This window comes from Pseudoalteromonas rubra (assembly GCF_005887115.1).
GTDB lineage: Bacteria > Pseudomonadota > Gammaproteobacteria > Enterobacterales > Alteromonadaceae > Pseudoalteromonas > Pseudoalteromonas rubra_F.
The window spans coordinates 106,427-129,284 of record NZ_PNCJ01000015.1 but is presented as its reverse complement, the minus strand read 5'-3'; the positions used below and the strand labels follow the sequence as shown (position 1 = coordinate 129,284).

At 46.6% G+C, this 22,858-nt stretch carries 23 protein-coding genes, 1 tRNA gene and 1 pseudogene; 17 read left to right on the top strand and 8 right to left on the bottom strand.

The features are described 5' to 3' along the window. Positions 1 to 8: 8 nt before the first annotated feature. The 3 genes from CWB98_RS11305 to CWB98_RS11295 all read right to left on the bottom strand — a co-directional run bounded on the left by CWB98_RS11305 (position 9) and on the right by CWB98_RS11295 (position 3,145). On the bottom strand, positions 9 to 512 hold the full coding sequence (locus CWB98_RS11305; protein WP_138544975.1) for a hypothetical protein: 504 nt from the start codon (positions 510 to 512) through the stop codon (positions 9 to 11). Between the two features lie 15 nt (positions 513 to 527). Beyond that, a complete protein-coding gene (locus CWB98_RS11300) occupies positions 528 to 2,027 on the bottom strand; it encodes a YHYH protein (RefSeq protein ID WP_138544974.1) in 1,500 nt (499 codons plus the stop codon). Between the two features lie 212 nt (positions 2,028 to 2,239). Continuing rightward, positions 2,240 to 3,145 (bottom strand): LysR family transcriptional regulator, encoded by a 906-nt coding sequence (locus CWB98_RS11295; protein ID WP_138544973.1) that lies wholly within the window; start codon positions 3,143 to 3,145, stop codon positions 2,240 to 2,242. Positions 3,146 to 3,288: 143 nt separating this feature from the next. Here CWB98_RS11295 and CWB98_RS11290 point away from each other — a divergent pair, with 143 nt between their 5' ends. The 3 genes from CWB98_RS11290 to CWB98_RS11280 all read left to right on the top strand — a co-directional run bounded on the left by CWB98_RS11290 (position 3,289) and on the right by CWB98_RS11280 (position 4,479). Next, positions 3,289 to 3,813, top strand: a complete 525-nt coding sequence (locus CWB98_RS11290) for an NADPH-dependent FMN reductase (protein WP_138544972.1) — start codon at positions 3,289 to 3,291, stop codon at positions 3,811 to 3,813. 157 nt (positions 3,814 to 3,970) lie between these two features. Further along, positions 3,971 to 4,046, top strand: a tRNA-Ala gene (locus CWB98_RS11285). Between the two features lie 118 nt (positions 4,047 to 4,164). After that, complete coding sequence (locus tag CWB98_RS11280) at positions 4,165 to 4,479, top strand: cupin domain-containing protein (RefSeq protein ID WP_138544971.1); 315 nt, start codon at positions 4,165 to 4,167, stop codon at positions 4,477 to 4,479. Here CWB98_RS11280 and CWB98_RS11275 read toward each other — a convergent pair. Beyond that, on the bottom strand, positions 4,459 to 6,852 hold the full coding sequence (locus CWB98_RS11275; RefSeq protein ID WP_138544970.1) for an ATP-binding protein: 2,394 nt from the start codon (positions 6,850 to 6,852) through the stop codon (positions 4,459 to 4,461). The two genes, CWB98_RS11280 and CWB98_RS11275, sit on opposite strands and share 21 nt — an antisense overlap. A 238-nt stretch (positions 6,853 to 7,090) precedes the next feature. On the opposite strand from CWB98_RS11275, the gene CWB98_RS11270 reads away from it, so the two are divergent. Beyond that, positions 7,091 to 8,023 carry a cytochrome-c peroxidase gene (locus CWB98_RS11270; RefSeq protein ID WP_138545052.1) on the top strand — a complete coding sequence of 311 codons (933 nt, stop codon included), beginning with the start codon at positions 7,091 to 7,093 and terminating at the stop codon, positions 8,021 to 8,023. Beyond that, complete coding sequence (locus CWB98_RS11265) at positions 8,020 to 10,833, top strand: EAL domain-containing protein (RefSeq protein WP_138544969.1); 2,814 nt, start codon at positions 8,020 to 8,022, stop codon at positions 10,831 to 10,833. Before CWB98_RS11270 ends, CWB98_RS11265 begins: the two co-directional genes overlap by 4 nt. 4 nt (positions 10,834 to 10,837) lie before the next feature. Here the strand turns inward: CWB98_RS11265 and CWB98_RS11260 are convergent, their stop codons facing one another. Then, complete coding sequence (locus CWB98_RS11260; protein WP_171045630.1) at positions 10,838 to 11,293, bottom strand: DUF3293 domain-containing protein; 456 nt, start codon at positions 11,291 to 11,293, stop codon at positions 10,838 to 10,840. Positions 11,294 to 11,370: 77 nt separating this feature from the next. Here CWB98_RS11260 and CWB98_RS11255 point away from each other — a divergent pair, with 77 nt between their 5' ends. The 7 genes from CWB98_RS11255 to CWB98_RS11225 all read left to right on the top strand — a co-directional run bounded on the left by CWB98_RS11255 (position 11,371) and on the right by CWB98_RS11225 (position 17,185). Next, positions 11,371 to 12,492 (top strand): type 1 glutamine amidotransferase domain-containing protein, encoded by a 1,122-nt coding sequence (locus CWB98_RS11255; protein ID WP_249364667.1) that lies wholly within the window; start codon positions 11,371 to 11,373, stop codon positions 12,490 to 12,492. Between the two features lie 369 nt (positions 12,493 to 12,861). After that, the gene (locus CWB98_RS11250) at positions 12,862 to 13,272 is read left to right on the top strand and encodes a winged helix-turn-helix domain-containing protein (protein ID WP_054013635.1); all 411 of its coding nucleotides are present in this window, start codon (positions 12,862 to 12,864) and stop codon (positions 13,270 to 13,272) included. 294 nt (positions 13,273 to 13,566) lie between these two features. Then, positions 13,567 to 13,986 carry a hypothetical protein gene (locus CWB98_RS11245; RefSeq protein ID WP_138544967.1) on the top strand — a complete coding sequence of 140 codons (420 nt, stop codon included), beginning with the start codon at positions 13,567 to 13,569 and terminating at the stop codon, positions 13,984 to 13,986. A 72-nt stretch (positions 13,987 to 14,058) separates the two neighbouring features. Then, a complete protein-coding gene (locus CWB98_RS11240; protein ID WP_171045629.1) occupies positions 14,059 to 14,754 on the top strand; it encodes a response regulator transcription factor in 696 nt (231 codons plus the stop codon). A 6-nt stretch (positions 14,755 to 14,760) separates the two neighbouring features. Next, positions 14,761 to 16,032 carry a sensor histidine kinase gene (locus tag CWB98_RS11235; RefSeq protein ID WP_138544965.1) on the top strand — a complete coding sequence of 424 codons (1,272 nt, stop codon included), beginning with the start codon at positions 14,761 to 14,763 and terminating at the stop codon, positions 16,030 to 16,032. A gap of 363 nt (positions 16,033 to 16,395) precedes the next feature. Beyond that, on the top strand, positions 16,396 to 16,575 hold the full coding sequence (locus tag CWB98_RS11230) for a hypothetical protein (RefSeq protein ID WP_138544964.1): 180 nt from the start codon (positions 16,396 to 16,398) through the stop codon (positions 16,573 to 16,575). A gap of 109 nt (positions 16,576 to 16,684) precedes the next feature. Further along, the gene (locus CWB98_RS11225) at positions 16,685 to 17,185 is read left to right on the top strand and encodes a hypothetical protein (RefSeq protein ID WP_138544963.1); all 501 of its coding nucleotides are present in this window, start codon (positions 16,685 to 16,687) and stop codon (positions 17,183 to 17,185) included. A gap of 89 nt (positions 17,186 to 17,274) precedes the next feature. Here the strand turns inward: CWB98_RS11225 and CWB98_RS23950 are convergent, their stop codons facing one another. After that, complete coding sequence (locus CWB98_RS23950; RefSeq protein ID WP_171045628.1) at positions 17,275 to 17,445, bottom strand: hypothetical protein; 171 nt, start codon at positions 17,443 to 17,445, stop codon at positions 17,275 to 17,277. Between the two features lie 210 nt (positions 17,446 to 17,655). On the opposite strand from CWB98_RS23950, the gene CWB98_RS11220 reads away from it, so the two are divergent. Further along, positions 17,656 to 18,387 (top strand): carbon-nitrogen hydrolase family protein, encoded by a 732-nt coding sequence (locus tag CWB98_RS11220; protein WP_138544962.1) that lies wholly within the window; start codon positions 17,656 to 17,658, stop codon positions 18,385 to 18,387. Between the two features lie 480 nt (positions 18,388 to 18,867). Continuing rightward, on the top strand, positions 18,868 to 19,245 hold the full coding sequence (locus CWB98_RS11215) for a hypothetical protein (RefSeq protein WP_138544961.1): 378 nt from the start codon (positions 18,868 to 18,870) through the stop codon (positions 19,243 to 19,245). A gap of 144 nt (positions 19,246 to 19,389) precedes the next feature. Here CWB98_RS11215 and CWB98_RS24405 read toward each other — a convergent pair. Next, positions 19,390 to 19,550: pseudogene (locus CWB98_RS24405) on the bottom strand (IS4 family transposase); the annotation flags it as partial. 129 nt (positions 19,551 to 19,679) lie between these two features. Between CWB98_RS24405 and CWB98_RS11210 the strand changes: the two are divergent. The 3 genes from CWB98_RS11210 to CWB98_RS11200 all read left to right on the top strand — a co-directional run bounded on the left by CWB98_RS11210 (position 19,680) and on the right by CWB98_RS11200 (position 20,990). Then, positions 19,680 to 20,141: a hypothetical protein gene (locus tag CWB98_RS11210; protein WP_138544960.1), complete on the top strand. Its 462-nt coding sequence runs from the start codon at positions 19,680 to 19,682 to the stop codon at positions 20,139 to 20,141. Between the two features lie 127 nt (positions 20,142 to 20,268). Beyond that, entirely contained in the window at positions 20,269 to 20,514 is a 246-nt protein-coding gene (locus CWB98_RS11205; protein WP_138544959.1) for a hypothetical protein, read from the top strand. A 116-nt stretch (positions 20,515 to 20,630) separates the two neighbouring features. Then, entirely contained in the window at positions 20,631 to 20,990 is a 360-nt protein-coding gene (locus tag CWB98_RS11200; RefSeq protein WP_138544958.1) for a hypothetical protein, read from the top strand. A gap of 161 nt (positions 20,991 to 21,151) precedes the next feature. Here the strand turns inward: CWB98_RS11200 and CWB98_RS11195 are convergent, their stop codons facing one another. Continuing rightward, positions 21,152 to 22,681, bottom strand: coding sequence for a basic secretory protein-like protein (locus CWB98_RS11195; RefSeq protein WP_138544957.1), 1,530 nt, complete (start codon positions 22,679 to 22,681; stop codon positions 21,152 to 21,154). Positions 22,682 to 22,858 lie beyond the last annotated feature (177 nt).

Below are 22,858 nucleotides of genomic sequence, written 5' to 3'. Positions count from 1 at the left end.
ATATTTCTCTATTTGAAAGAGATATGCGCCGTTTTTCCTGCGCTCAGCATACGATATTGTGGCCGCGTCACACTGAGGTGCACGGCCCCCAGTGACGGCGGTAACGTCAGACTAACCTGTTCGATCGCTTGCCCTGCGTGAGTGTGTTCTCCGAGCAGGAGTAACTCGGCCTGTTCAGGATGATGCTTCGAAGTGTGCAAGCTTTTCAGCTGCAAGGCAACCATGGTGTTATTGAGGTGCAGTTTTGTCATGGTTTCAAGCAGGTGAGTAATAAAGCTATGCACCTCCTGAGGGTTCTGGTTGTGAGGCATAACCGTGGTGGTGTCTCCTAACAACCAGGCTTGCGGGTTTTGCAGCGTGTGCTGCCAGTGCTGCATATTGACCTGTAAACGCAGCTCGGCCTGACCGTCACGCAGGGTCAGCCTGGCTTTATTACTCTCTAATACATGCGCTTTAGCCGCGCTTAAGTTGAATAAGACACTGAGCAACAAGATACTTATCAGATATTTCATCTCATTCCTCCTTGCTTATCTGCAGAATGTGCCGGTTTCAACAATGCCACCATTGCTGACTGTTTTCTGCTCAAACTGATAGCAATTGTCCTGATCGGTTATTGGCGTGTAGTTGACATAATATTGCGTGCCCTGATGGGTATACGTCATGCTGCGTGTGCCATCTGACAAAATGGTATGCGTCAGGTTGCTTACACCGCCCTGAGGCGGAGTCAGATTGGCACGCATCTGGGGATTGTCGCCTGTCATCGGCGCGACGCGTGGCAGGATTTGTGTATTCACTTCTCCCATTAAGCACTGAAAGACATAAGGTGCCTGTTCGGACGTATGATATCGATAGCCATATTCACTATCGGACTGGCCGTTACATAAATCCAATGTGCCAGAGGCAATGGCGCTGCCGTCGGGGTTATTATTGCCGTACAAGGGGTAGCCATCATAGCCCCAGCCAAGAATTGCGTCATCTCCCTGGTTGGTCATGGCAGCTATCATGCAAGTTGGTGCGGCATGGTAGTGATAATCGTCTCCGCGCCCGGCATGGCCTCCGCAATTATCAAGCTGGCCCAGGGCTTTGGTATCAACTGCTGGGTCATACTGGTAAAGATCCAGCTCTCCTTGTGCAGAATAATCATAGATAGGTACACCATTGACGGCGACACCCAGTGCTGCGTCGATACTTGTCGGGGTGCTGCTGAGCTGTCGGTCGAGCCGGATCGGGGCTGCGTAACCGGGGGCCGGTACCGGGATTTGTTCATTGGTTCCCGTTATACCGTTCATCAGGTCGTGGTCTGGGTATGTATCGGATGTGACGTATGCATAGTCACTATCGCAAGTAACGGCGACATCACTGAACCCTGCATTGCTCACTGACAGCTGCACCTGCTCACAGGCACTGAGCGCAACATCTGGAAAGCGGTTTACACTGACAGTTAACGCGGTGCTGTTCAGAGTAAGTGGGTTGATTGCAGCCATAAAAGTGGCTCTGTCCACCACCGCATTCTGATCAAGCGAAGGGCGCTCTGATAACGCATAAAGGGTAAATGTATAGTAGTGTGTGCCGGGGCTTTCAGGGCAGGGGGGCGCGTAGGCTTGCTCGCCATTGACACTGTTGTTGCCGAGCACACCGGACGAGTCTCCTGCAACAATTGCCTGTACATCGTTATCTATATGATAAACTAACCAGTGTAGCGTTTGCGTACTGGTTTCCATACTGAGGGCAAACTCTTGGGTTGCCTCTGGCGCGCCTTGCCAGCTTAATGGGGGGGATAAATTGTCACCATCACAGGTATAGCTGACAGGTAGGGCTGCCTGATGGGCAAATGCCGGGCTACTCAGGACAAATGTAGATGATTGAGATGTATCCTGATTGGTGTCTCCTGAGCTATTGCCTGAGTTGTCCTGGGCATTATTATCGGTATCCGAGGTGACATTAGTCTGATCTGTGGTTGCAGAGTCGGATCCTGAGCCACAGGCACACAGTACAGTACACAGGGTAATTAAGAGTAGTTGTTTCATATAGACCTCGAAAGCTGCGGTTGTCTTATTATTTAGTCTAGACGGCAATTGTGGGGATAAAATAGTCAAGGTCCAAATCTATTAACTTATATTAATTAGTGACTTAGAGAGTTTGCTGCATAAATCTGGTGCAATTGTGTGGAAATTGTGTGGGTTATTAAAAAGATATCAGTGTGCACACCATTGAATATCAGCTGTGCACAACGCCAAGATCAGGCGCGTATTTTGTCAAAATGTGCCGATAGCAGGTCAATAAAGTGTCGCACTTTTGGAGAGAGATGACGGCGACTTGGATAAACGACATAGACGTTGACGTCTGGCTGTGGGAAGTCAGGGAACAGGGGCACCAGTTGCTGTTGCGCCAGTAAGGTGTCGACATAAAAGGCGGGCAGGCGTGCAATACCAATCCCATCGCGCGCCATCGCAGTTTGCATATGACCATTGTTACACAAGATCCGTTGTCGTACCTCAACATGAAAAATACCGCCCTGCTTATCTTTGAACTCCCAGCGGTCCGGCGTTTTGAGATTGCTATAGCAAATACTATGATGCTTTTGCAGCTCCTTTGGGTGATGTGGCTGCCCGAAACGATCGAGGTATTGCGGGCTGGCAACAACGTATGTTTTGCAATGATAAACCCGTTTGCAGATCAGACTGGACTCTTCCAGTTGCGGGGTTGCCCGTACAGCCAAGTCGTAGCCGTCAGCAATCACGTCAACGGCTTTGTCTTCCAGATCCCACTCCAGTGAAACATTCGGGTAGCGATTCAGGTAGTCTGCTAGTACCGGTTGTAAATAATCGGCGCTAAAAGCCACCGGACAGGTGATCTTAAGGGTGCCCCTTGGAATATCGTCGGTCACATTCAAGCGCTGTTGTGCCGCCTGAGCATCCTGGATCAGTTGGGCACAGTTTTGGTAATACGACTCTCCTTCTGGCGTCAGTGCCAGTGTTCGTGTGGTTCTGTTCAACAGTCTAACACCCAGACGTTCTTCCAGCTTGGCAATCACTTTGCTGACATGTGACGGAGAATGCCCCAGCTTCTGGGCTGTAGCAATAAAGCTTTTGTTTTCGACGACCTCGGCAAAGATCTCAATGCCTTCAAATAGATTGTTATTCATTTAGAAATAGTGACTTTACTTTTGCCTTATTAATTATTATTAAAACCTAATATACACTGGTTGTCATCAGCTTGAGGTGAATACAAATCAAGTCATCACCCTGAGTAAACACCATTTTTGATTTATTTTGAGAGGGTAATACCATGAAAGTTTTAGTATTTGCAGCCAGTAACAGCCGTCAGTCAATTAACCAGCAATTAGCCAGCTATGCAGCTTCGTTGATCCCCAATGCTGAGGTCGAAGTACTGGACCTGAATGAGTATGAAATGCCGATTTACAGCATTGAACGGGAAACTGAGGGTGGTATTCCAGACGAAGCGCAGCGTTTTTACGCAAAAATTGGTGCCGCGGATGCGATTATTGTGTCATTTGCTGAACACAATGGCAGCTATTCAGCCGCCTATAAGAACCTGTTTGACTGGACATCTCGCATAGATATGAAGGTATATCAGAATACACCAATGCTGATGATGGCAACGTCACCGGGCCCGGGTGGCGCTCAAAGCGTACTGGGATCGGCGGTGGCTTCTGCGCCTTATTTTGCTGCGGATGTTAAAGCGAGCCTGTCAGTGCCAAGCTTTTTCGATAACTTTGACCTCGAAGCGGGTGAGCTGACTAACCCTGATATCAAACAAGCGCTGGAAGCGGCACTTACATTGCTCCACTAATACGGCGCTCAGTAACACCGGGTATTTTCAGCAGGCACGTGTATCGGTGCACACGTGCCTGTTCGATTTTTACCCTAACGGATTCATTTCTATAAAAAAGTGACTTTTGGGGGTTTTCAAAGGTAGAAAAATCTTCTAGTATCTTTGACGTCGATTTGGGGCTATAGCTCAGCTGGGAGAGCGCTTGCATGGCATGCAAGAGGTCGGCGGTTCGATCCCGCCTAGCTCCACCAAATCTCTTATCTACTATTCTTCTCACATTCATTTTTTGCTTACGCTTTGATTCTCTGCTTTAGTATTTATCCTCAATACGTGAAACTTTTCGTGTGATATTCAATTAATGGGTGAATAATGAACAACTTACTATCTAACCTTCCCGTTGATCTCAGCGAAGAAGTATTTCAGACGTTACTGTCTCATGAGCAGCTCAAGATTGAGCGCATTGTCTCTCAAGGGCATACCTCACCACCGCAAGGCTGGTACGATCAGGATGAACACGAATGGGTGCTGGTTTTACAAGGGGCCGGTGAACTGACGTTTGAGGACGGTCGGGTGACACGCCTGTCAGCCGGAGACTATCTGAATATTCCCGCACATTGTAAGCATAAAGTCAGCTGGACCGATCCCGAGCAGGAAACGGTCTGGTTAGCCATTTTTTACCGCTAACCATTTGTCCAGCACAGTTTTGAGTTGCTCCAGCGCAATGGGTTTACTGATGTAATCGTCCATCCCTGCAGCGAAACAGGCTTCGATGTCTTTGATAAGGACATTGGCGGTCAACGCGATAATCGTCAGCTGCATGTGCTGAGGCATACCACGGATGGCCTTGGTAGCCTCTATGCCATCCATATTGGGCATGTGCATGTCCATCAGAACCAGATCATAGTGTTCTTTCTCGAGCTGCTGTAAAGCCTGTTCGCCATCAGTGACTATGGTGACACTCAAACCTAGTTTCTCTAAAATGGCCTTAGTCACAACCTGATTTACTGCATTGTCCTCCGCCAGCAGAATATGGCCATGTAGCTCTCCAAATGTTACCTGATCGCTGTCCTCAGAATAGATCAGGCAGCAGGGCGCCACAGGCCAGTTAAAATCAAACTGACTGCCTTCCCCCTGTACTGACTGGCAATTGAGGTGACCTCCACATAATTCAATGATCTGTTGACAGATGCACAAGCCCAGACCGGAGCCGCCATAGCGCCGAGTCGTACTTTCATCTTCCTGATAAAAAGGGTTAAAGATGTGGGGAAGTTTATCCTCGGCAATCCCGATGCCGCTGTCAGAGACGGCGAACCTGAGCATCACTTGTTCCATATTGCCAATATTCTCAACTTCCAGTCGAATAAAGCCTTCATGGGTAAACTTAATGGCGTTATTCAGCAGATTAAGCAGTACTTGCTGTAGGCGATGTTTGTCGCTGACGACCTCTTTTGGTACGGTATCACCAATAACTAGTTGAAAACGCAGCCGCTTTTCGATGACTTTTTCGCTGAACAATTGTTCCAGGTGATGTAAAACGGCATACAAGTCAAAAGGCTCAAAATACAGTGACACTTCACCCTGATCGAGTTTAGAAATATCGAGAATATCATTGAGCAGGGTAAGCAGATTTTGTCCTGATTCGTTGGCAACCCGGATCAGGGTTTGTTGTTCTCCACTGTAGTTATTCTGTTGATTGAGCAACTGCAGGGTACCCAAAATGCCGTTCATAGGCGTGCGTATCTCGTGACTCATGTTGGCCAGGAAACGGCTTTTTGCGCTGGCGGCTTCTTCCGCAGCAATTTTGGCCAGTTCCAGTGCCTGGGTACGCTCTTCGACTCTCTGTTCCAGCTCAGACTCTCGCTGATACACTTTGTCGCGCATCTGTGCGAATGCACGGCTGAGTTTCGCCATCTCATCTTTGCCACGAGTCGACAGTGATACGCTAAAGTTGCCCTGTGTCAAAGCTTGTGCTGCCTTGGTCAGCTTAGCGATAGGCTGATAAATGCTGTTTGAAAAGCGCCACACGACCAGCAACGAAATAACCACCGCAAAACCAAGGATAATCAGCAGCTGCTGACGTAATGCATAGACGGGGGCAAACACGACATGTTCGGGTAAGGTCAGGGCAATGCTGTAACCCGCGGATTTTACTGGTGCATAAAAAATATAAGACTTGGGCTGAGTGGCGGTTTTATCTAACTGGGCATAGCCATTAAAACCCGCGATCATTTTCAGGCCAATCTCGCGTAGTTGTGGGTTGGCTTCCTCGGTAACTTTCAATCGAATAGCAATTTTTTCGCCAATGTCATTTACGACAAACTTGCCCTGTTCACGTTTTAGCTGAATTATTTTGTCTGGCAGCCAGTGATACATGTAAATGCCTTCCTTAGACACCAGCATAAAACGTGCATTGTCATAAAACTGATGGACAACCTGCTGTGATACCTCCTGAACCAGGCGGTCTATTTCTCGCCAGGGAATGCTGCCACCAAGCAGGCCCGCTACTCTGCCGTCGTTCCCGAGTATCGTGGCGGCGACCACTATCTGCTTGACTCCCGTGGTGTAAGAGATCATGGGTTCAGAAACATAAATTTCAGCGCTTTGATTCACGTTACGGCCAATGGTTTCCTGCCAGTAATCGCGGCGGGTAATGGTTCTCTTGCGGGCTTGCGGCGAAGTGTCATCAAATGTTCTGAGCATATTTTGAAAAGGGTTGCCGCCCTCGGTATTGTGAAAGCTCCCGTCGGGGCGCCCGAGAATAAACTTTTCATAGGTTTGCCGATAGAATGCTTTTTCATTTTCCAAAATAGGTGCTATTTGCGCGAAGTCCATGGTTTTAAGGGTGGGCTGGCGCGCCAGTGCCGCGACCTCGCTCTTGCGTTTAGCAAAATAGCGGTCGAAAATCGCGGCTGCGTTGTAGACTTTTGCCTGAGCTGCGGAAATACTCAGACGCTTTGCCTGCTCGGTACTGTGTAACATAGCCAACAAAAAGATCACCAGCATGGGAGCCAGTGCGGTTAAACCCAGTATGATTGTCAGGCGCGTTTTTAATTGCATAAGGTTGATTAAAAAGCTTCTTATCTCACAAGTTTAGACAAAATTTTGCGTTGCACCTCCCGTTGTCAGAATTTTATTGTTGTGCCTGCTTGGTCCTGCCGGACTTTTTACGGGGGCGTACAAGCCTGCGTTAGCAACGACTGAGATCGCGGTTTCTTTATTCCATATCAAGTCAGGTATCACTAATAAGTGCTACCTTAGCAAGGTGTTTAGTTGCTAAGAGTGGTACTAAAGCGTGATGTTGAGGTCTTTGATTTGGGTACTGTTTGTTGGCTCGGCCGGCGCGGCCGCTGAGCCTATATTACCTTTGCAAAGTGTCGCCACCGATGCGCGCAAAGTTGCACTGGGCAGACAGTTGTTTTTTGATACTCGGTTGTCACGAACGAACGATATTAGCTGTGCTTCTTGTCATCAGTTATCAAGCCACGGGGCCGACAATTCTGCCCGTTCCAAGGGCGCATTCGGGCGGCTTGGAGAGGTTCGTGCGCCGACAGTATACAACTCAGTGTTCAATATTCGTCAGGCCTGGGACGGCAAAGCCATTGATTTAAAAACGCAGGTCACGCTGCCGGTAGAAAACCCCAAAGAGTTTGCAACCACCTGGGCCGAGCTAATCGCGACACTCAACCAGGATCAAGCGTTCAAAACTGCGTTTACTCAGGTATATCGGGAAGGGCTGTCGAGCGATTCAATCAGTGACGCCATCGCCCATTACGAGCGTAGTCTCATCACTTTAAATGCCCCGTTTGATTTGTGGCTGCAAGGTAAAGCGACCCTGTCTGAACAAGCACAAGAGGGATATCGTTTATTCAAATATTATGGCTGCATCAATTGCCATCAGGGAAAAAATGTCGGGGGCAATATGTTCGCGAAAATGGGCACTTTTGGTGATTATTTTGGCGACCGTGGGACGGCCATTGAGCCCTCTGATTATGGTCGATATAACGTCACGGGTCGCGAAGAGGACAAGTTTACCTTTAAAGTGCCTGGTCTCAGAATGGCCGCCAGACAAACGTATTTTTTCCATGATGGCAGTGAACAAAGCCTGACCGGGGCGATTAACACCATGGCACGTTATCAGCTCGGGCGCTCGCTCAGCGAAGCCGAGTTGGCTGCAATTGCCGCTTTTCTGGAAAGTTTAGTCGGACATCACCAGGAAATGGATCAATGAAGCAGAAAGTAAAAATCAACCTCCCCGTTATTGGTCAATGCTTGCTGATGTGCGTGCTCACGGCCTTGATGGTGTATTTTTTCCGCGCCCACGTGACGACAGGAGAGAGACAACATGAGCAGGTGTCACTGCTGTTCGATGCCAAGTCGATTGATGCTAAACTGGATAAGTTTGCCCTGACGCTGAGTATCGGCAGTTTACGCCATTTTGATGAGTTGCAACAGCTGGACAAAGCTCTGCATCATTTGACCGACAAACAGCAAACTGGTCAGGTTGGCGCCGAGTATCAGGCGTATCTGAAGTTACTGAGCCATAAAATGGCGCTGATGGAGCAGTTAAAAACACGAGCGGTGGGTATGCGAAATGGGTTGACCTACCTGCCTCTGGTATTGGATGAAATGATTGCGATACAGCATCCGCAGGCGTTACTTGCCAGTACCATATTGGCCAGTCTGGTTACCTCAGGTCAGCCACTCGACGAGGTACTACTGGATACCCGGATCCGGATGCTGGCCGAGACAGCTAACAGCAATGAGAGTTTTGCATTGCTGAGTCGCCGATTTGTCAATCATATTCAGGTTGCTGTGCACTATTACCGCCTGGTGCGCAAAACTCGCCAGCAGTATCTTGCTATCGACAGTAAAGCTGCGTTTGCCAGCCTGTATCGGGCACAAATGGATTTACACGCTATGCAATTGCAGCAAACAGGCACACTGAGTGAGCAGTTGTTTGGCCTGGCGGTGGTGCTTCTACTGATGTTGTTGTTTATTTTACAGCGACTTAATAAAGCAAAAAATCACGCCCTGCAAGCAAGCCAGTTACTTCACGATGCCATTGAACGATTGCAAGAAGGGTTTGCGCTCTACGACAGCGAAGGCACACTGACACTGACCAATCAATGCTGGCTGCGGCATTATGGCGTGTTATCCAAAGCGCAGTTTCCGCAAACTCTGGATGACTGGCATTTGCGTAAATCCGACTTTGTCCATGAGCAAAGTGAGACACCACAGCGGCTGCAAAAAACCGCACAGGGGCGCTGGCTGCAAATCCGTCATGCCCGAACGGCAGAAGGCGGGTATGTGTACATAAGCGTTGATGTTACCGAGTTTAAAGAAGTTGAGGCTGAACTTAAAACCGCTGCGGCTGTGTATCAGGCAACGCAGGAAGGGATCATGACAACCAATGCTGACCTTGAAATCACAGCAGTGAACCCGGCTTTTACCCGCATTACGGGGTATCAGGAGCACGAAGTACTTGGGAAAAAGCCAAACTTGCTCAGTTCAGGTCGTCACGATACACGATTTTACGAGCATATGTGGCAGACGCTGGAAACTAAAGGGGAGTGGGCTGCTGAGATTTGGAATCGCCGAAAAGACGGCACCATATACCCGGAATGGCTTGCGATCAGTGCTGTTCAGGACGAGCAGGGCCAAGTGCAGCAGTATATTGCCGTGTTGTCAGATATGACAGAACGCAAAGAGCAGGAAGCTAAAATCGCCTATCAGGCCATGTATGATGCATTGACAGGGCTGCCAAATCGACGCTTATTGCTGGACAGGATCTCTCAGGATCTAAAACAAATTGAACGACAGCCACATTTGAGTGCGTTGCTGTTTATTGACCTGGATCGCTTTAAACGCATCAATGATGCGATGGGGCATGACGCGGGTGACAATTTGCTGCTCGAAGTTGCCAACCGGCTTAATCATCTGGTGCGCCGCACAGACACGCTGGCGCGCTTTGGAGGCGATGAGTTTGTGCTGTTGCTCAGTCAGATCAGCGATGTTGAGGACGCAGCAAAAGTGGCCGAGAAAATTCTCACATCACTGGCACAACCGTTTATCATCAATGGGTTTGAAGTGATCAGTGGCGCCAGTATCGGCATTGCCATTATGCCCGATGATGCCCGCGAACAACAGGAGATACTGCGCCGGGCAGATTTGGCGATGTACAAAGCCAAAGAAAGCGGCCGTAATCAGTACCACTATTTTGCGCCTTCCATGCAGCAACAGGTTAACCGTCGTGTAGAGCTGGAGCAGCTGCTTCGCAAGGCCATTGCCAACAATGAGCTGGCGGTATTTTATCAACCAATAATCGAACTCAAGTCGGGTCAGCTTTATGGATTTGAGGCACTAACACGCTGGCCCCATGACGGGCAATATATAACCCCTGATGAGTTTATTCCGGTTGCAGAGGAAAGTGGCTTGATCTCTGAGCTGGGTGAGTGGATGCTGACACAGGCTACCTCAGACATTGAGATGCTGAATCGCTCACTCAACCTCAACTGCTGTTTGTCGGCAAACATATCCAGCCAGCAGTACCGGCTGGGTTTTAACGCGACTACATTACGCCATATTTTGCGCCAAACCGGATTTGCACCCGGCAATCTCGCACTTGAGATCACAGAAAGCATATTGCTGGATGATGATGAAGCCATTCTGGCCTGGCTTGAAGGTCTCAGGGCTACCGGCGCACAGTTGTCTATCGATGATTTTGGTACAGGCTACTCTTCGCTGAGTTATTTGCGTCGCTTTCCGATCAACACAATCAAGATCGATAAGAGCTTTATTCATGAGTTTGCGCATGCGCCGGATTCGCAAAATCTGGTGCGTGCTATTTTGTCGATGGCCGCCAGCCTTGGCTTATCTGTGATTGCAGAGGGGGTTGAGCACGTTGCGCAACTGGAGGGCCTCAAAGAAATGGAATGCGATTTGGTGCAGGGATATGTGTATGCAAAACCGATGTCAATGATGGAGTTGCAGGTGTGGTGTGAGGAATTTTGTCAAGAGCAGGCTAAGAGTCTTGCCTAGCATTTTAGATGCTTGGGTACAGAATGGCTTCATTGTAAGCAGGTGGTCTGCGGTAGGTGAGTCGCGCCTTAAAAGTGGCGGGCAGCGGCGAGCATTGCTGCGGATTTTGCGTGTTGTATAACCAGATCTGCCCCTCTTTTACAAAGTAAAAGGCTTTTTGGCGGCACACTTTTGCCAGTCGGGTTGCTTGGCTCTGTGAGCAGTTTACCAGTACACTTAACTCGCGATAACCGAGATCGGGGCTGCAGCCCCACATGAGGTGCATGTCGTATCCTTTGCGCTTAAGTGCCTGATATATATGTCGCCGGTATCGGTTGTTATCGGCATAACTTTTCTTTACACCATTCGGGTTCCATAAACTGATGATTGCGCCACTGGGTGACAGCGGCAGTGTGCCGCAGGGGCGGAACCATACGCCCAAGTAAAGTTGCCACAGGCTATCCTCAATCTGATTTTGCACACCTATATCCCGACTTTTTTCACAGTGGCTTCACAGTATCAGCGTTACGGTGAGTCTGTCCAAACAAAGGAGACTCAATGATGAAGAGAAAGTTGATAGTTGCATCCATATGGTCACTGATGAGTACCACTTTGCTCAGTACTGCTTATGCCGCAGATCAGCCACACGTGTTGATGGTATTAAGTAGTTTCGGTAAGCAGGTTGATGGGAAAACCACTCAGCCCGGGTTTGAATTTGATGAATTAAGCAAAGCATATCAGGTTTTTAACGACAACGGGATTAAGATCACACTGGCCTCGCCTGAGGGGGGGCAGCCACTAGCAGATGAGTACAATAAAGAAAAGTCCTATAACCAGGCGTTCTTAAATGATCCTCAGGCGATGCATGCCTTGTCCGACACGGTTAAATTGGCGAGCCTGCAAGGTCAGCCATTTGACGGGGTGTTTATTGTCGGTGGTAAAGGCCCAATGTTTGATTTACATAAAGACGCCGAGTTGCAGCGCTTGATCCGGGAAATTTATGAGCAGCAAGGCGTGGTGGGTGCAGTGTGTCATGGGCCCGCTGCACTGGTTGATGTCACGTTAAGCAATGGCGAGTACCTGGTCGATGGCAGAAGAGTCAACGGTTTTACCAATCTGGAAGAAGACGCCTTTGGCAAAAAGTGGCGACCTCAGTTTGAGTTTTTACTGGAAGACAAGTTAAAAGAGCGCGGAGGCCAGTTTGAACAGGATGGTTTAATGCTTAATCAAGTGACCATAGATGGTCGATTGATCACCGGCCAAAATCCGTTTTCAACTGCAGATACTGCCGTTGCAATGGTCAGGGCAATGGGTGTAGACGATGTTAATGAGCCGGCTTATAAAGACGATCAGAGTGTGAAGCTGGCGGAATTATTGTTCAAAGACAAAGCTGCTGCAATAGTTGAATTTAAGCAGTCACCACAACGCTATGATGTGCAAATGCTTGCCATGATAGGTGTCTATCAGGCGAAGTTTGCTAAAACACAGTTGCAGCTGCACAACGCCATTGAATTAATGACATTTGCCCAGTCTCAATTTAATCATCCCATGATTGAACTCACGATTGCGCAGTCCTATGTTCGGCAAAATGATTTTGCTCAGGCGAAGTCAAGCTTGTTAAAAGCACAGAAAGCCTACCCGGATAATGACAAAATTAAAGCGATGCTCGCAACACTATAACCTGATAAAACGACCACAAAAACAGGGTAAACAGACCGGTGTTTGCCCTTACATCTATAACTATGAAATTTACTAATAGCTGAATAGCTGGTTACTTTATGCGCATTGTCACTAATAACGGTATAAAGACTGGGAAATAAAATGCCCAGCGCACTCTGATGCCCTAAATTGTATATTTTTTGTTTTATATTTGTGCTTTAGTTGATCTATGTGAACAAAACCTTGCAGTGTACTTACGATAACCTATCATTTTTTCTATTAACAAAAGTCATGTACTTTCATCGCAAATTGGATTTTAAAAAGCCCAGTCAGACGCTACACTAACCTTGCTTGATAACTCAAAACGTCAAAGGAAGTGTGTCTATCATCATGAAGTTAAATGATAATTATGATGCTGACTTTAGCCGTGCAGTATTTGGGCCCTATGAGCTTCACAAAAGGAAAAGGTTGTTAACATATTGTGGTGAAAGCGTGCGGCTGGAACCTCTTATCTATGACTTATTAGAATATTTTATCTGTCATAGAGATAGAGTGATTGGCCGGGATGAATTGTGCCGGGAGATCTGGCAACAAGAGTATGTCGACAACAATGCCATTAACCGGGCAGTTTCCGAGTTACGGCGATGTGTTTCCAAGCACAAGCTTGGAGTGGACGTGATCAGAACGCATTATCGCAAGGGCTATAGCTTCAACCTGATGGTTGAACTGGATCCCAGACCAAACCCGTTCCGTTGGATAGCTAAGTGGTTTCATCAGGCTGTGCCATGCAAAGAACAGTGATCAGTCAAAATCTGGCTTTTGTTGTAAAAAGCCTAGTGAGCCTGCGTCGCTCACGCTGGTCGTGCTTAATACCTAAATGCTTTGCATTGGGTTGGTGGATTTATAACTAAACCAATGTTAAATCAACTATGCGTGCTGGTGGCGGGTTAATTTTGTCGATTTGCCTGCCCACATTAAGCCGCTTAGTGTGTAATTATGCTTTTCCCTCTTTTTTACACTAAACACTGACGCTTTTTACGATAAAAGCAGCGTGTGGTAGACTTTCCTTAATCAAGGGACTACTCGGGAAACACTATGGCACCGCCACTACAACAACTGACTCACTGGTTTTGTTCTTTGCCGCAGGGTCACAGACAAGTGCTGATTGACACAATGAGCGGGGTCTTTACAGAATTAAATGACTACCCTATACCTCAAAAAGAGCAACGACTTGTTGAGTTATTAACCCATCAGGCAAGCAATACCAATCTGTTTACCCTTATTCTTAATCTGCGTACACATATCGAGCATATGTTTACAGTGCAGAGCGATTCACTCCCCAAGCTGGCGACGGCGCAGGATCTGCTTTTTTATAGCCGGGCGAAAAATGAAGATATGCTGCGAAAAATTGCTGATGAACAATGGCATTGGCAGCAATCGCGTGATTCCTGGCTGAAACTGAAACAAGAGTACCTGTCTTTGCAGTATGTGCGTCGCTGGTTGCACACGACCTGAGCTGATTTTCACATTGCTTTCACGAATGTCGCGTTAGCCTTTAGTTATATTCTTACGAACGTGGTGTCCTGCATGGCGCAAATAAAAGTACTGCTGATTGAAGACAATCAGGATCTGAGCCTGAATATAGGTGAATATTTTGAGTCGCACGGTGCGGTCATCGACTTTGCTCATACCGGTGAGCTGGGTGTACAACTTGCTTTGGAACAATTTTACGATTGTGTGGTCCTAGATGTGATGCTACCCAAAATGGATGGATTGGCTGTCTGTCAGCAACTCAGAGCAGAAGCCAATCGCCATATTCCCATCATTATGCTCACTGCCCGCGATACGCTTGATGACAAACTCAATGGTTTTTCTTTGGGGGTAGACGACTATCTGACCAAGCCTTTTGCCCTTGAAGAGTTATGGGTACGTTGCAATGCTCTGGCCAAAAGGCATTTACTTAATAGTGAGCACACACTATCTTTGGGGCGTGATGAAAAAGCGGTATCACTTAATAGTCAGACTCAGCACATTGAACGTGCCGGGTGTGAAGTGACGCTTCAGCCTATTCCATTTAAAATTTTGCGTTTACTGATGGAGCATCACCCTCGCGCGCTGAGTCGCAGTGAGCTGTGTGACAGGATCTGGGGAGATGAACCGACAGACTCTGATGCATTACGCTCGCATATCTATCAGCTTCGCAAAGCGATAGACAAGCCATTTAGCAGTCCGATCATCAAAACAATACATGGCATAGGGTTCGCTCTGGATATAGAAGGGTAATGCAGCATGAAAGCCACTCAGTTACGTAACCGGATTGTCGCTTTCTTTGTCGGTATTGCGTTATTTATTAGTGCTGTGTTTGGGGCGGCAAGTTTTTTGTTTGCGTACAGCATAGAAGATCGGTTTTTTGTTTATTTGCTGAATGATGAGGCCCAGACCGTTGCTGCGCAACTTGAGTCTGGCCTTGAAGCCAGGCCCAGACTCGACTTTATTCGCTACTACCCTGAAAAGCATGAATTACCGGCAATCATCCGGGAAGTACTCGAGGATGAACCCAATCGGATCGAGTTTAGCGGAGAAAACGATAGCCATTACCATCTTAAGCAAATTCCCACCGGCTATTTACTGGCCGAAGTCAGTGAGCAGCTGGTGGTGCGTAAGATTAAAGGTGGCATGCTGAAGTTTATTTTGGTTTTGTTTGGCGGCGTTCTCGTGCTGGCGTTGATATTGGCGTTTACGTCTCTGATGATGGCAAAGCGTTTGATCAAGCCGCTGGATACTTTGGTTAAGATTGTAGAAGACGCGCCGGTAGAGCGCTTGCCGCAGAATTTCTCTGGGCAGTTTGTCAACGATGAAATTGGCGCATTCGCCAGAACCCTGGAGCAGGCTTTGTCTCGTATTCGGCGCTTTATCAGTCGCGAGCAGGCATTCACCCGAGATGTTTCCCATGAATTAAGAACGCCAGTGGCAATTACCCAAAGCTCGCTGACTTTACTCAGACAAACATCACTAACCGACAAGCAAGCAGAGCTGGTAGGTCGTATTGCCGATGCTCAGCATCAAATCACACAAAGCCTGGAAGTCTTACTGGCATTGGCCCGGGAAGAAACTTTAGCTGATGCAAATACTCGCGTTTTACCTGTGGTTGAGCAGGTTATCTTAAGCCAGGCAGAAAAAATTGCCGGTAAAGACATCGAGGTAGAAGTCGACATTGCAGCAAAGCTGGAGTTACCCATTGCCCCCAGCGCATTACGGCTGCTGCTGAATAACCTGATCGGCAATGCATTTACCCATATTCGTAGCGGCGTAGTCACCATAGAAGGACGCGCACAGTCAATCATGGTATCGGATACAGGGGAGGGGATTACCCCAGAACTTTTGAAAACGCTGTTTGAACCCGGCGCAAAAGGTCCCGAAAGTGAGGGAATGGGTATGGGGCTTTCCATGGTTAAGCGCCTGTGCGAAAAACTCGACATTGAGCTGAGTGTTTCCAGCTCAGATTCGGGCAGTGCGTTTTGTCTGAAGTTCCCTGATGGAGATAACCAGATCAACCAATAGCTGAGTCTTTATTCACTCACAAGGTGACACAGGGTGTCTAGCAAACCATTCAGCCACTTCCAAACAACTCCGTGGCCTCCAGATAACTCCGTGACCTCCAGGCAACACCATCATCCCGGACGCTTGCGAGCCGGGAACGACTGAAGCACCACGCAGCTTTGCCGTATTGCAGAAGAGCTCCACAAACCGCTCTGTCATCCGGTAAGTGGAGTCATGAGGTGTTTTACCCAGCGTTACCTATCGCCAAACCATTCAGAAGAAAGGTACTGGCCACTATAGATTTGTGAATTTATGATTGGGTGTCTATAAAACTCCGCGATCGCCTGCACTGAAACTGTTGAAGAAGTTGGTTGAAGAGGTCATATGCTCCCAGAAGGGGCGCTTTGGATCAGCAGCTTTTATTATGGGCATATTAAACCAGACAAAAGCTCGCCAACATACGTTGATGACTTTAAGGCTCAAATCGCTGATACTGAAAACTGGTATATGCGGGTTATTGGAATTAATAAAAGCGTTGGTAAATGTATAAAAGCCAATGGTTAATCCGCTAAGAGATTTCCACTTAATTTGGTTAGCTACATTGTCAATAGCAGGTGTCGTGATATTAGTGCGCGCTTCATGTACTTAGAATCAATCTTAATAAAGGTATTTCGTGAGAAAATTTCTGCCAATACTCTTATTCGTAATCACTATATCTGTTCATGCTGAACCGGAGACTACAGTTTCATATGAACAGCTAGTTGTACTAATAAAAGAGTGGAATGATGAAAAAGAAGCTATGTGGTATTACAAAGGTTCAGGTATCGCATTTCACTATTTTCACTACAGCGGTTTCGGTATTGAAACGACATATAAAGTCGCTCGTGATGGCATAGCAGTTGAAGATGAACTCCTATTAACATCGGATAAGAGCATGTGGCATAAGCTGCCTTTGGGGCCTAGGGCTGATTCTTTCGTTAATTGGAGCACTGTTATTCAGATTCTGAACTCAGGCCATGTTGTCAAAATTTTTCAGAGTCATAGTAATACAGTAACGCTCTACCTCAATGATGGAACATCAGTAAAAGCTCAATCCCCTCAGCTAGATGATATTCTTAAAGAAATTAGAAAGTGTGGTGTTCGGTGTGAAAATATCGAGCGTATACTTGAGTAGGAGGTTACAAAACAACCATCTAAAACTGTCAAAATAAGATGTTCAGTAGGGCACATGATTCGCAAGCGGGGCCTGGCCGAACCGTTCTGCTAGGTACAACAACGGCAAATAGTAAGCTGACCTTTATGCATGGCGGTATAGCCAAGCAGCCGGTCCAAACGTTTGATATTGCGCTTAGCAGCGACTAGGCGCTTCATATTTCGATCCGGCTTAGTAAGAGAAAGTTGATTGCTATCGAGCAAAGCTTCGATTGCCAGCATTAATGAACCAAGACGCCGGGCATGAGCTTGGGGGCAGTTTTTTATGAGCATATCGTGTAGGATAGTTGACAACGTATGGTGTTGTTATCTGGTTCGTTTTCGGATAAATAAGTGAGATAAAACAATGCCGAGGGTACCACCATTTTAATTTTAAATATCTGGTGATTCTTCAGACAACGACGTTATTTTTCAGGCCACACGGAGTTAAAGATGAGAATAGCCGTAGCGCAAAGTAGTTCAATAAGAGGTAACGTTAGCCTGAATATGGAAAATCACCTCAGGTTTATCCAGCAAGCTAGTCGCCTTGATGTTGATTATTTAGTTTTTCCAGAACTATCCCTATCTGGTTACGAGCCTGACTTAGCAAAAGAGCTAGCTTTTACAGACGACGATCCACGTCTAAAGCCACTAGTTGAAGCTGCTAAAAAATACCAAATATCTGTCGGTGTTGGTGCACCTTTGCAATCGGAAGGGCAACCTAAGATCGGTTTGATCTTAGTTCACCATACTGGTGCAGTAGACAGGTATGAAAAAATACACCTTCACGAAGGCGAAGAGGTGTTTTTTGGCAGTGGTCAGAAACATCACATGTTTAGCTTAGGTCAAGATACCGTCGCAAATGCGATTTGTGCAGATACAATACATCCAGAACACGCAGAGATCTGTTATGAAGCTGGCGCAACTATTTATATAGCGGGCGTTTTGATCACCCCTGAAGGTTATGGCAAAGACTCTAAGAAGTGGGCAACATATGCATCGGAGTATGGAATGGTAGTCGCTATAGCAAATTACAGTCAGCCGAGTGGTGGTTTGGCATCGTCAGGCAAAAGTGCAATCTGGTACAAAGATAATTTGTTGGCTCAGGCTGGGGAGAGTGGAGATGCCCTTGTCTTAGTCGATAATAGAAGTGGAGTTTGGCTTGGTGAGGTGCACGAAATATAACAAAACCTTCAACCCGATGCCTTCCCACGGTGAGTTTAGGTGACACCCACACCAAGCTGGCGTACAGGGTGTATGCCGTCTACCGTTAGGTGATACTCAAAGCATTGAGAACAATGGGCTATGCCGACTGCAAGGAAGAAGCCGGTCAGTAGTCTGTTGAAGCTGCCCACAATTAGGCTGTGAACTTATGGTGGGTGTCGATAAAAACTTGTTATTATATGCCAAGTAATAAGACACCGTACCATGTGTCTCAATAATCATTCGTCCTTTTCTTCACCCTATTACACTTCTTATCGCATCCACGCACTCTGGGCTATTTGTTATAATTGCTAAACAAACTCTCGGTTGAGTTAATTTGAGAATAAAACTACACAAATCAGAAGTTTAAACAAGAAAACTTGACTTGTTACACGACTGAGGTTAATTTTTAGTTGCTCAAAATGAGAGCGTGAAAATCTAAAGTTAAAAAGGAATGTTTACATGAAAAAATTAAAAGCACTTGCCATTGTCGCTGGCACTCTTTTCGCAGGCTCAGCATTTGCAGCCAACTTAACTTGCTCTGTTTATGTTGCTAATGGCGGTTTTACCAGTGGAAACGGTACGAGCAGCTGTTCTGGTGTCGATTTTACTAATAATAACTCAGCCAGGGCCTTATTTTCTATTGGCAATGTATCTAAATCCATCAAAGAAATTCGCTGGAGCGGTATTAGCTGTACCGGCGGTATAGCTTGTAATACACGGGTGCGCGCATTCTCTTCAGCCTCTGCTTCAGCGCTCATATTGTATAAAGATGGCACCTGGGAAAAAACGAATACCGCCACTGCTTCATATGAAAATGAGCCGGGCACGCCATTTTAATCTGACTTTTGGGCCTTGCAAAGGCCCTCTCCCCTCTATTACCTTATGCCGTCAAATCCAAGCGTAAGTTACAAAGGCAGCCTCCTAAAACTGCTAAAAGAAGATGTTGCCAAGCAGTCGGTCCATACGTTTGATATTGTGCTAGTCTGCGACAGAACTCTTCATATTTCGGCCCAGCTCGGTAAGAGAAAAGTGGTTGCTATCGAGTAAAGCTTCAGCTGCCAGAATTAATGAACCAAGACGCCTGGCATGAATTTTGGGCAGTTTTTTCTGAGCATAGCGTGTAGGATGAAGGAATCACGTATAGTGTTGTTATCTATTTTTTTTTTGCGAAATAAATTAGATCAAACAATGCTGTGCGTGTCCATCACATTGATTTTAATTATGATTATCTGGGGATTCTTCAGAGCTTAGCGTTAGGTGTAATTTGAATTATGCGAAATCATTTAGTTATTTTATCTATATTTATTTTCTCTCTATACGCACCTTTATCAAAATGTGCTCCCAATGACCTTATAGGAATATGGATAATTAACCATAACAGTGAGCATGTGGACTATAGTTTCATTGAGTATCAGGCCAATGGCGACAAGTGTGAAATTGAATTTTCATTAGTTAATTCTCTAGATGTAACTCTTTATTGGAATAAATGGCGATTGGAAAACGGTGTCATACATTCTTCCATATACAATACCACCTCATTTATTGAATATGGTTTTGAGATTGGAGACAAAATAAATACTTTAAACAAAAATGAGCTTTTTGTGGATATGGTTATCCCTGAGGGTGATTATGAAACGGAATATCATTACAAAAAACATGGCGCTAAGTCAGGTCAAATCTGCGATACAGTGAGAAAGTTTTTTAAAAATAAAAGTAATGAACCTACTAAATAGCTTATACCTAAAAATTGCCTAAATATCGTGCGAAAAACAGCAGGCTTGCGCTCCGCCGTCGCTAATTTTAGCCTGCTATTTCGCGTCGGTTAGGCAAGCATTGGGTACAATCGAGGCGTTTGTGATTTTGAACTTAATCTATTTTGTTTTATCGCTATTTTTTACCTTTCTTGTATATGAAAGCTTACCGCGAAATGGATGCCATTCTAATGGTGTTTGCATAGATTTTGATTCTTTTGAATTAGTGGGTATCTTGTACTTCTTTTTGGCTTTGTTCTTTGCAGTTTGGTGCTTAAAAAGGCTTTTTAATAAAGCAACGTATAAAGAGCTAAATGATTACAGTGCAAAAGATTTAAGTGATATTGATGGTTAATTGCATATAACAAGGGTTCAATTCGCGCCAGCTAAGAAAGTGCGGATGAAGCTGAGACTGATTAGATATAGCTACCTCAGCGCATTTACCACGCAAAATACATCTTTGGAGTTAACTTGCTTAAGGTATTAATACTCGTTTTATCTATTGGAATAATAGGGTGTAGTACCTACCAACCTATCTCAGGGTATCCCGAGAATGGTGCCAATGGGTATTCTGAAAAAGTGCTCAGTGAAAACCGCTTTCTTGTTCGTGTGGACGGCAGAGATACCGAGTCATATGGCAGTTTAAGGATGAAACTGGTGCGCAGAGCCGCCGAGCTATGCCCGGGTTCATTTGAACTGACAGACTACACAATGAAACAGGGCTTTGTGATTCACGCAAAAAGCGTTCACTGGCCATACGTAACAGCACATTTGATTTGTACAGAACTGCCAATAGATAAGTCCGTATTGTTTTCAGGCGGCATACAATAAACGCCTCATAATCGGCGCTTTGGAGAGCTTTGCTGTGTAAAAACGCAGTGGTGCGGCGCACATAACGAACGATATGCCCAGCCTGACTATTAAAGTACGTGACAGCGGCTGAACCATCATAAGCCCGAAGCCTATGCAGGTTTCGGGCTGTTCACTGTCTGCTAATACTGTAGCTGTCCGCCGTTTTGAATAAATTGCACGTAATCTTGCCAGGCTTGCTCTACACCAATGCCCAGTATATCGGTGAAGACACGGTCGAATGACCAGGTGTGGTTGGTGTAATCCACTGCAGACTGGTTAAATTTACGGATAAACAGCGGATCTTTTTCCTGCTTGATGTAATGCAGGAAGAAGCCGGTGGTGGTGTATCCGCCCAGCCACTTTTTAGGGTTGGTGATATCCGGTTGTCTGGTTTTATGAAAACCCGCGCCAATTCGCACGGCATCTGCCAGGCCTTCGGTATAGGCCCAGTAAGGACCGCCGTCACCATAGCCGTCGTGCGTTATCGGAGAGTTGTTATAGCCATGGGTAACTTCATGGAATAAGATGCCGTCAATTTCGTCGCGGATCGCGTTGTCGTCATTGTTTCCTTCCCGGTAGACTTTTTCCAGATGTTTTGTGCTGACGGCAATAGTCATCTCGCCGGACCCATCCTGGCCGAGTTTATAGGCCACAAAGTCGTTGCCCCAGGCATCTTTTTCTCTGAGTTCAAAACGCAGGTGTCTGAAACGTTGCGATTCTTTCGGATCGGTATAGAGCACTTTGGCTACATCTACGCAGCGGTTTGCCATATGGCCAGCAGGGTCACTGATGATGCGCTTCACCAGTTGCGAGCCCGCCGTTTCCGGGTTCATATCAACAAAATCGACCACCGGCTTATCCCAGTTACCGCCGCCATTGTCGCTTTGTTCTTGTATATTGATGGTGTAACGGGTGGCAGACCAGCCATAAACTGAGACATACAGGTCGCTGCCCTGAGCCTGACAGGATTCCGCAGCTGTGGGCGACGTGCTGGCACACTGGTAGTTGTTGGTGGTTGGCAGGCTACCCTGGCCGATATACAGATCGGCATCGCCGCTACCTGAGGTGGTTGCCAAGACCTTTCCCGCGACATTGAATGGCCCATAATGCTGCCAGCTCCCCTTATTGAGCGACTTGCTGTCTGTGAGTGGCAGAGAATCTCCCGGTGGTGTCGTTCCACCCAGCAATTCGATTTCTGCCAGTTGCAAAATTCCCGCGCCCTGATTGGCAGTGACGTTGAGCTTGTAGTGGCGGTAAGCCTGACTGTTCGTAACACTATACTGACGAGTCTGATAACGTGCAGAAAAGGTTTGATTGATTTGTGTATCAAGTTCGTACCAGGTGTTGCCATCGGTGGAGCCCAATAGTTGCCAGTCTTGTGGATCGCGGCTGGCCGCATCGTTGGCCGAAGTCAATGTGTAACCCGATACTATCTGAGGGGTATTGAACTGATAAGCTATCCAGCCTGTAGGCGTGAAGGTCAGCCATTTGCTGTACTGAGAATCATCAAATGCCTTGCTGCGTCCTTCAGCCGAGCCATTCTCCCCACTGGCGGTGATAATCCCTGCATTTGGCTGAGTCAGGTCGGTACTCGCGAAGCTTAATGGAGCTATAAGTGCTCCGCTTAGGCACAATGCCAGCGTGATTGGATTTAAAAGTTGTGTTTTCATCCTGTTGCTCTCTTTTACATGTTGTAATGTGTGCTGTATCGTTCCAATTTATTTTTGAGCGATAAAGATTTGCTTCTCATTTTGATTCGAGCATGCCTGCTCTTTTTCTTTCTGGAACGGTCTAAATGTGACGTTTAATATATAAGTTGTCAAACATATGTAAATAATAATTGATTT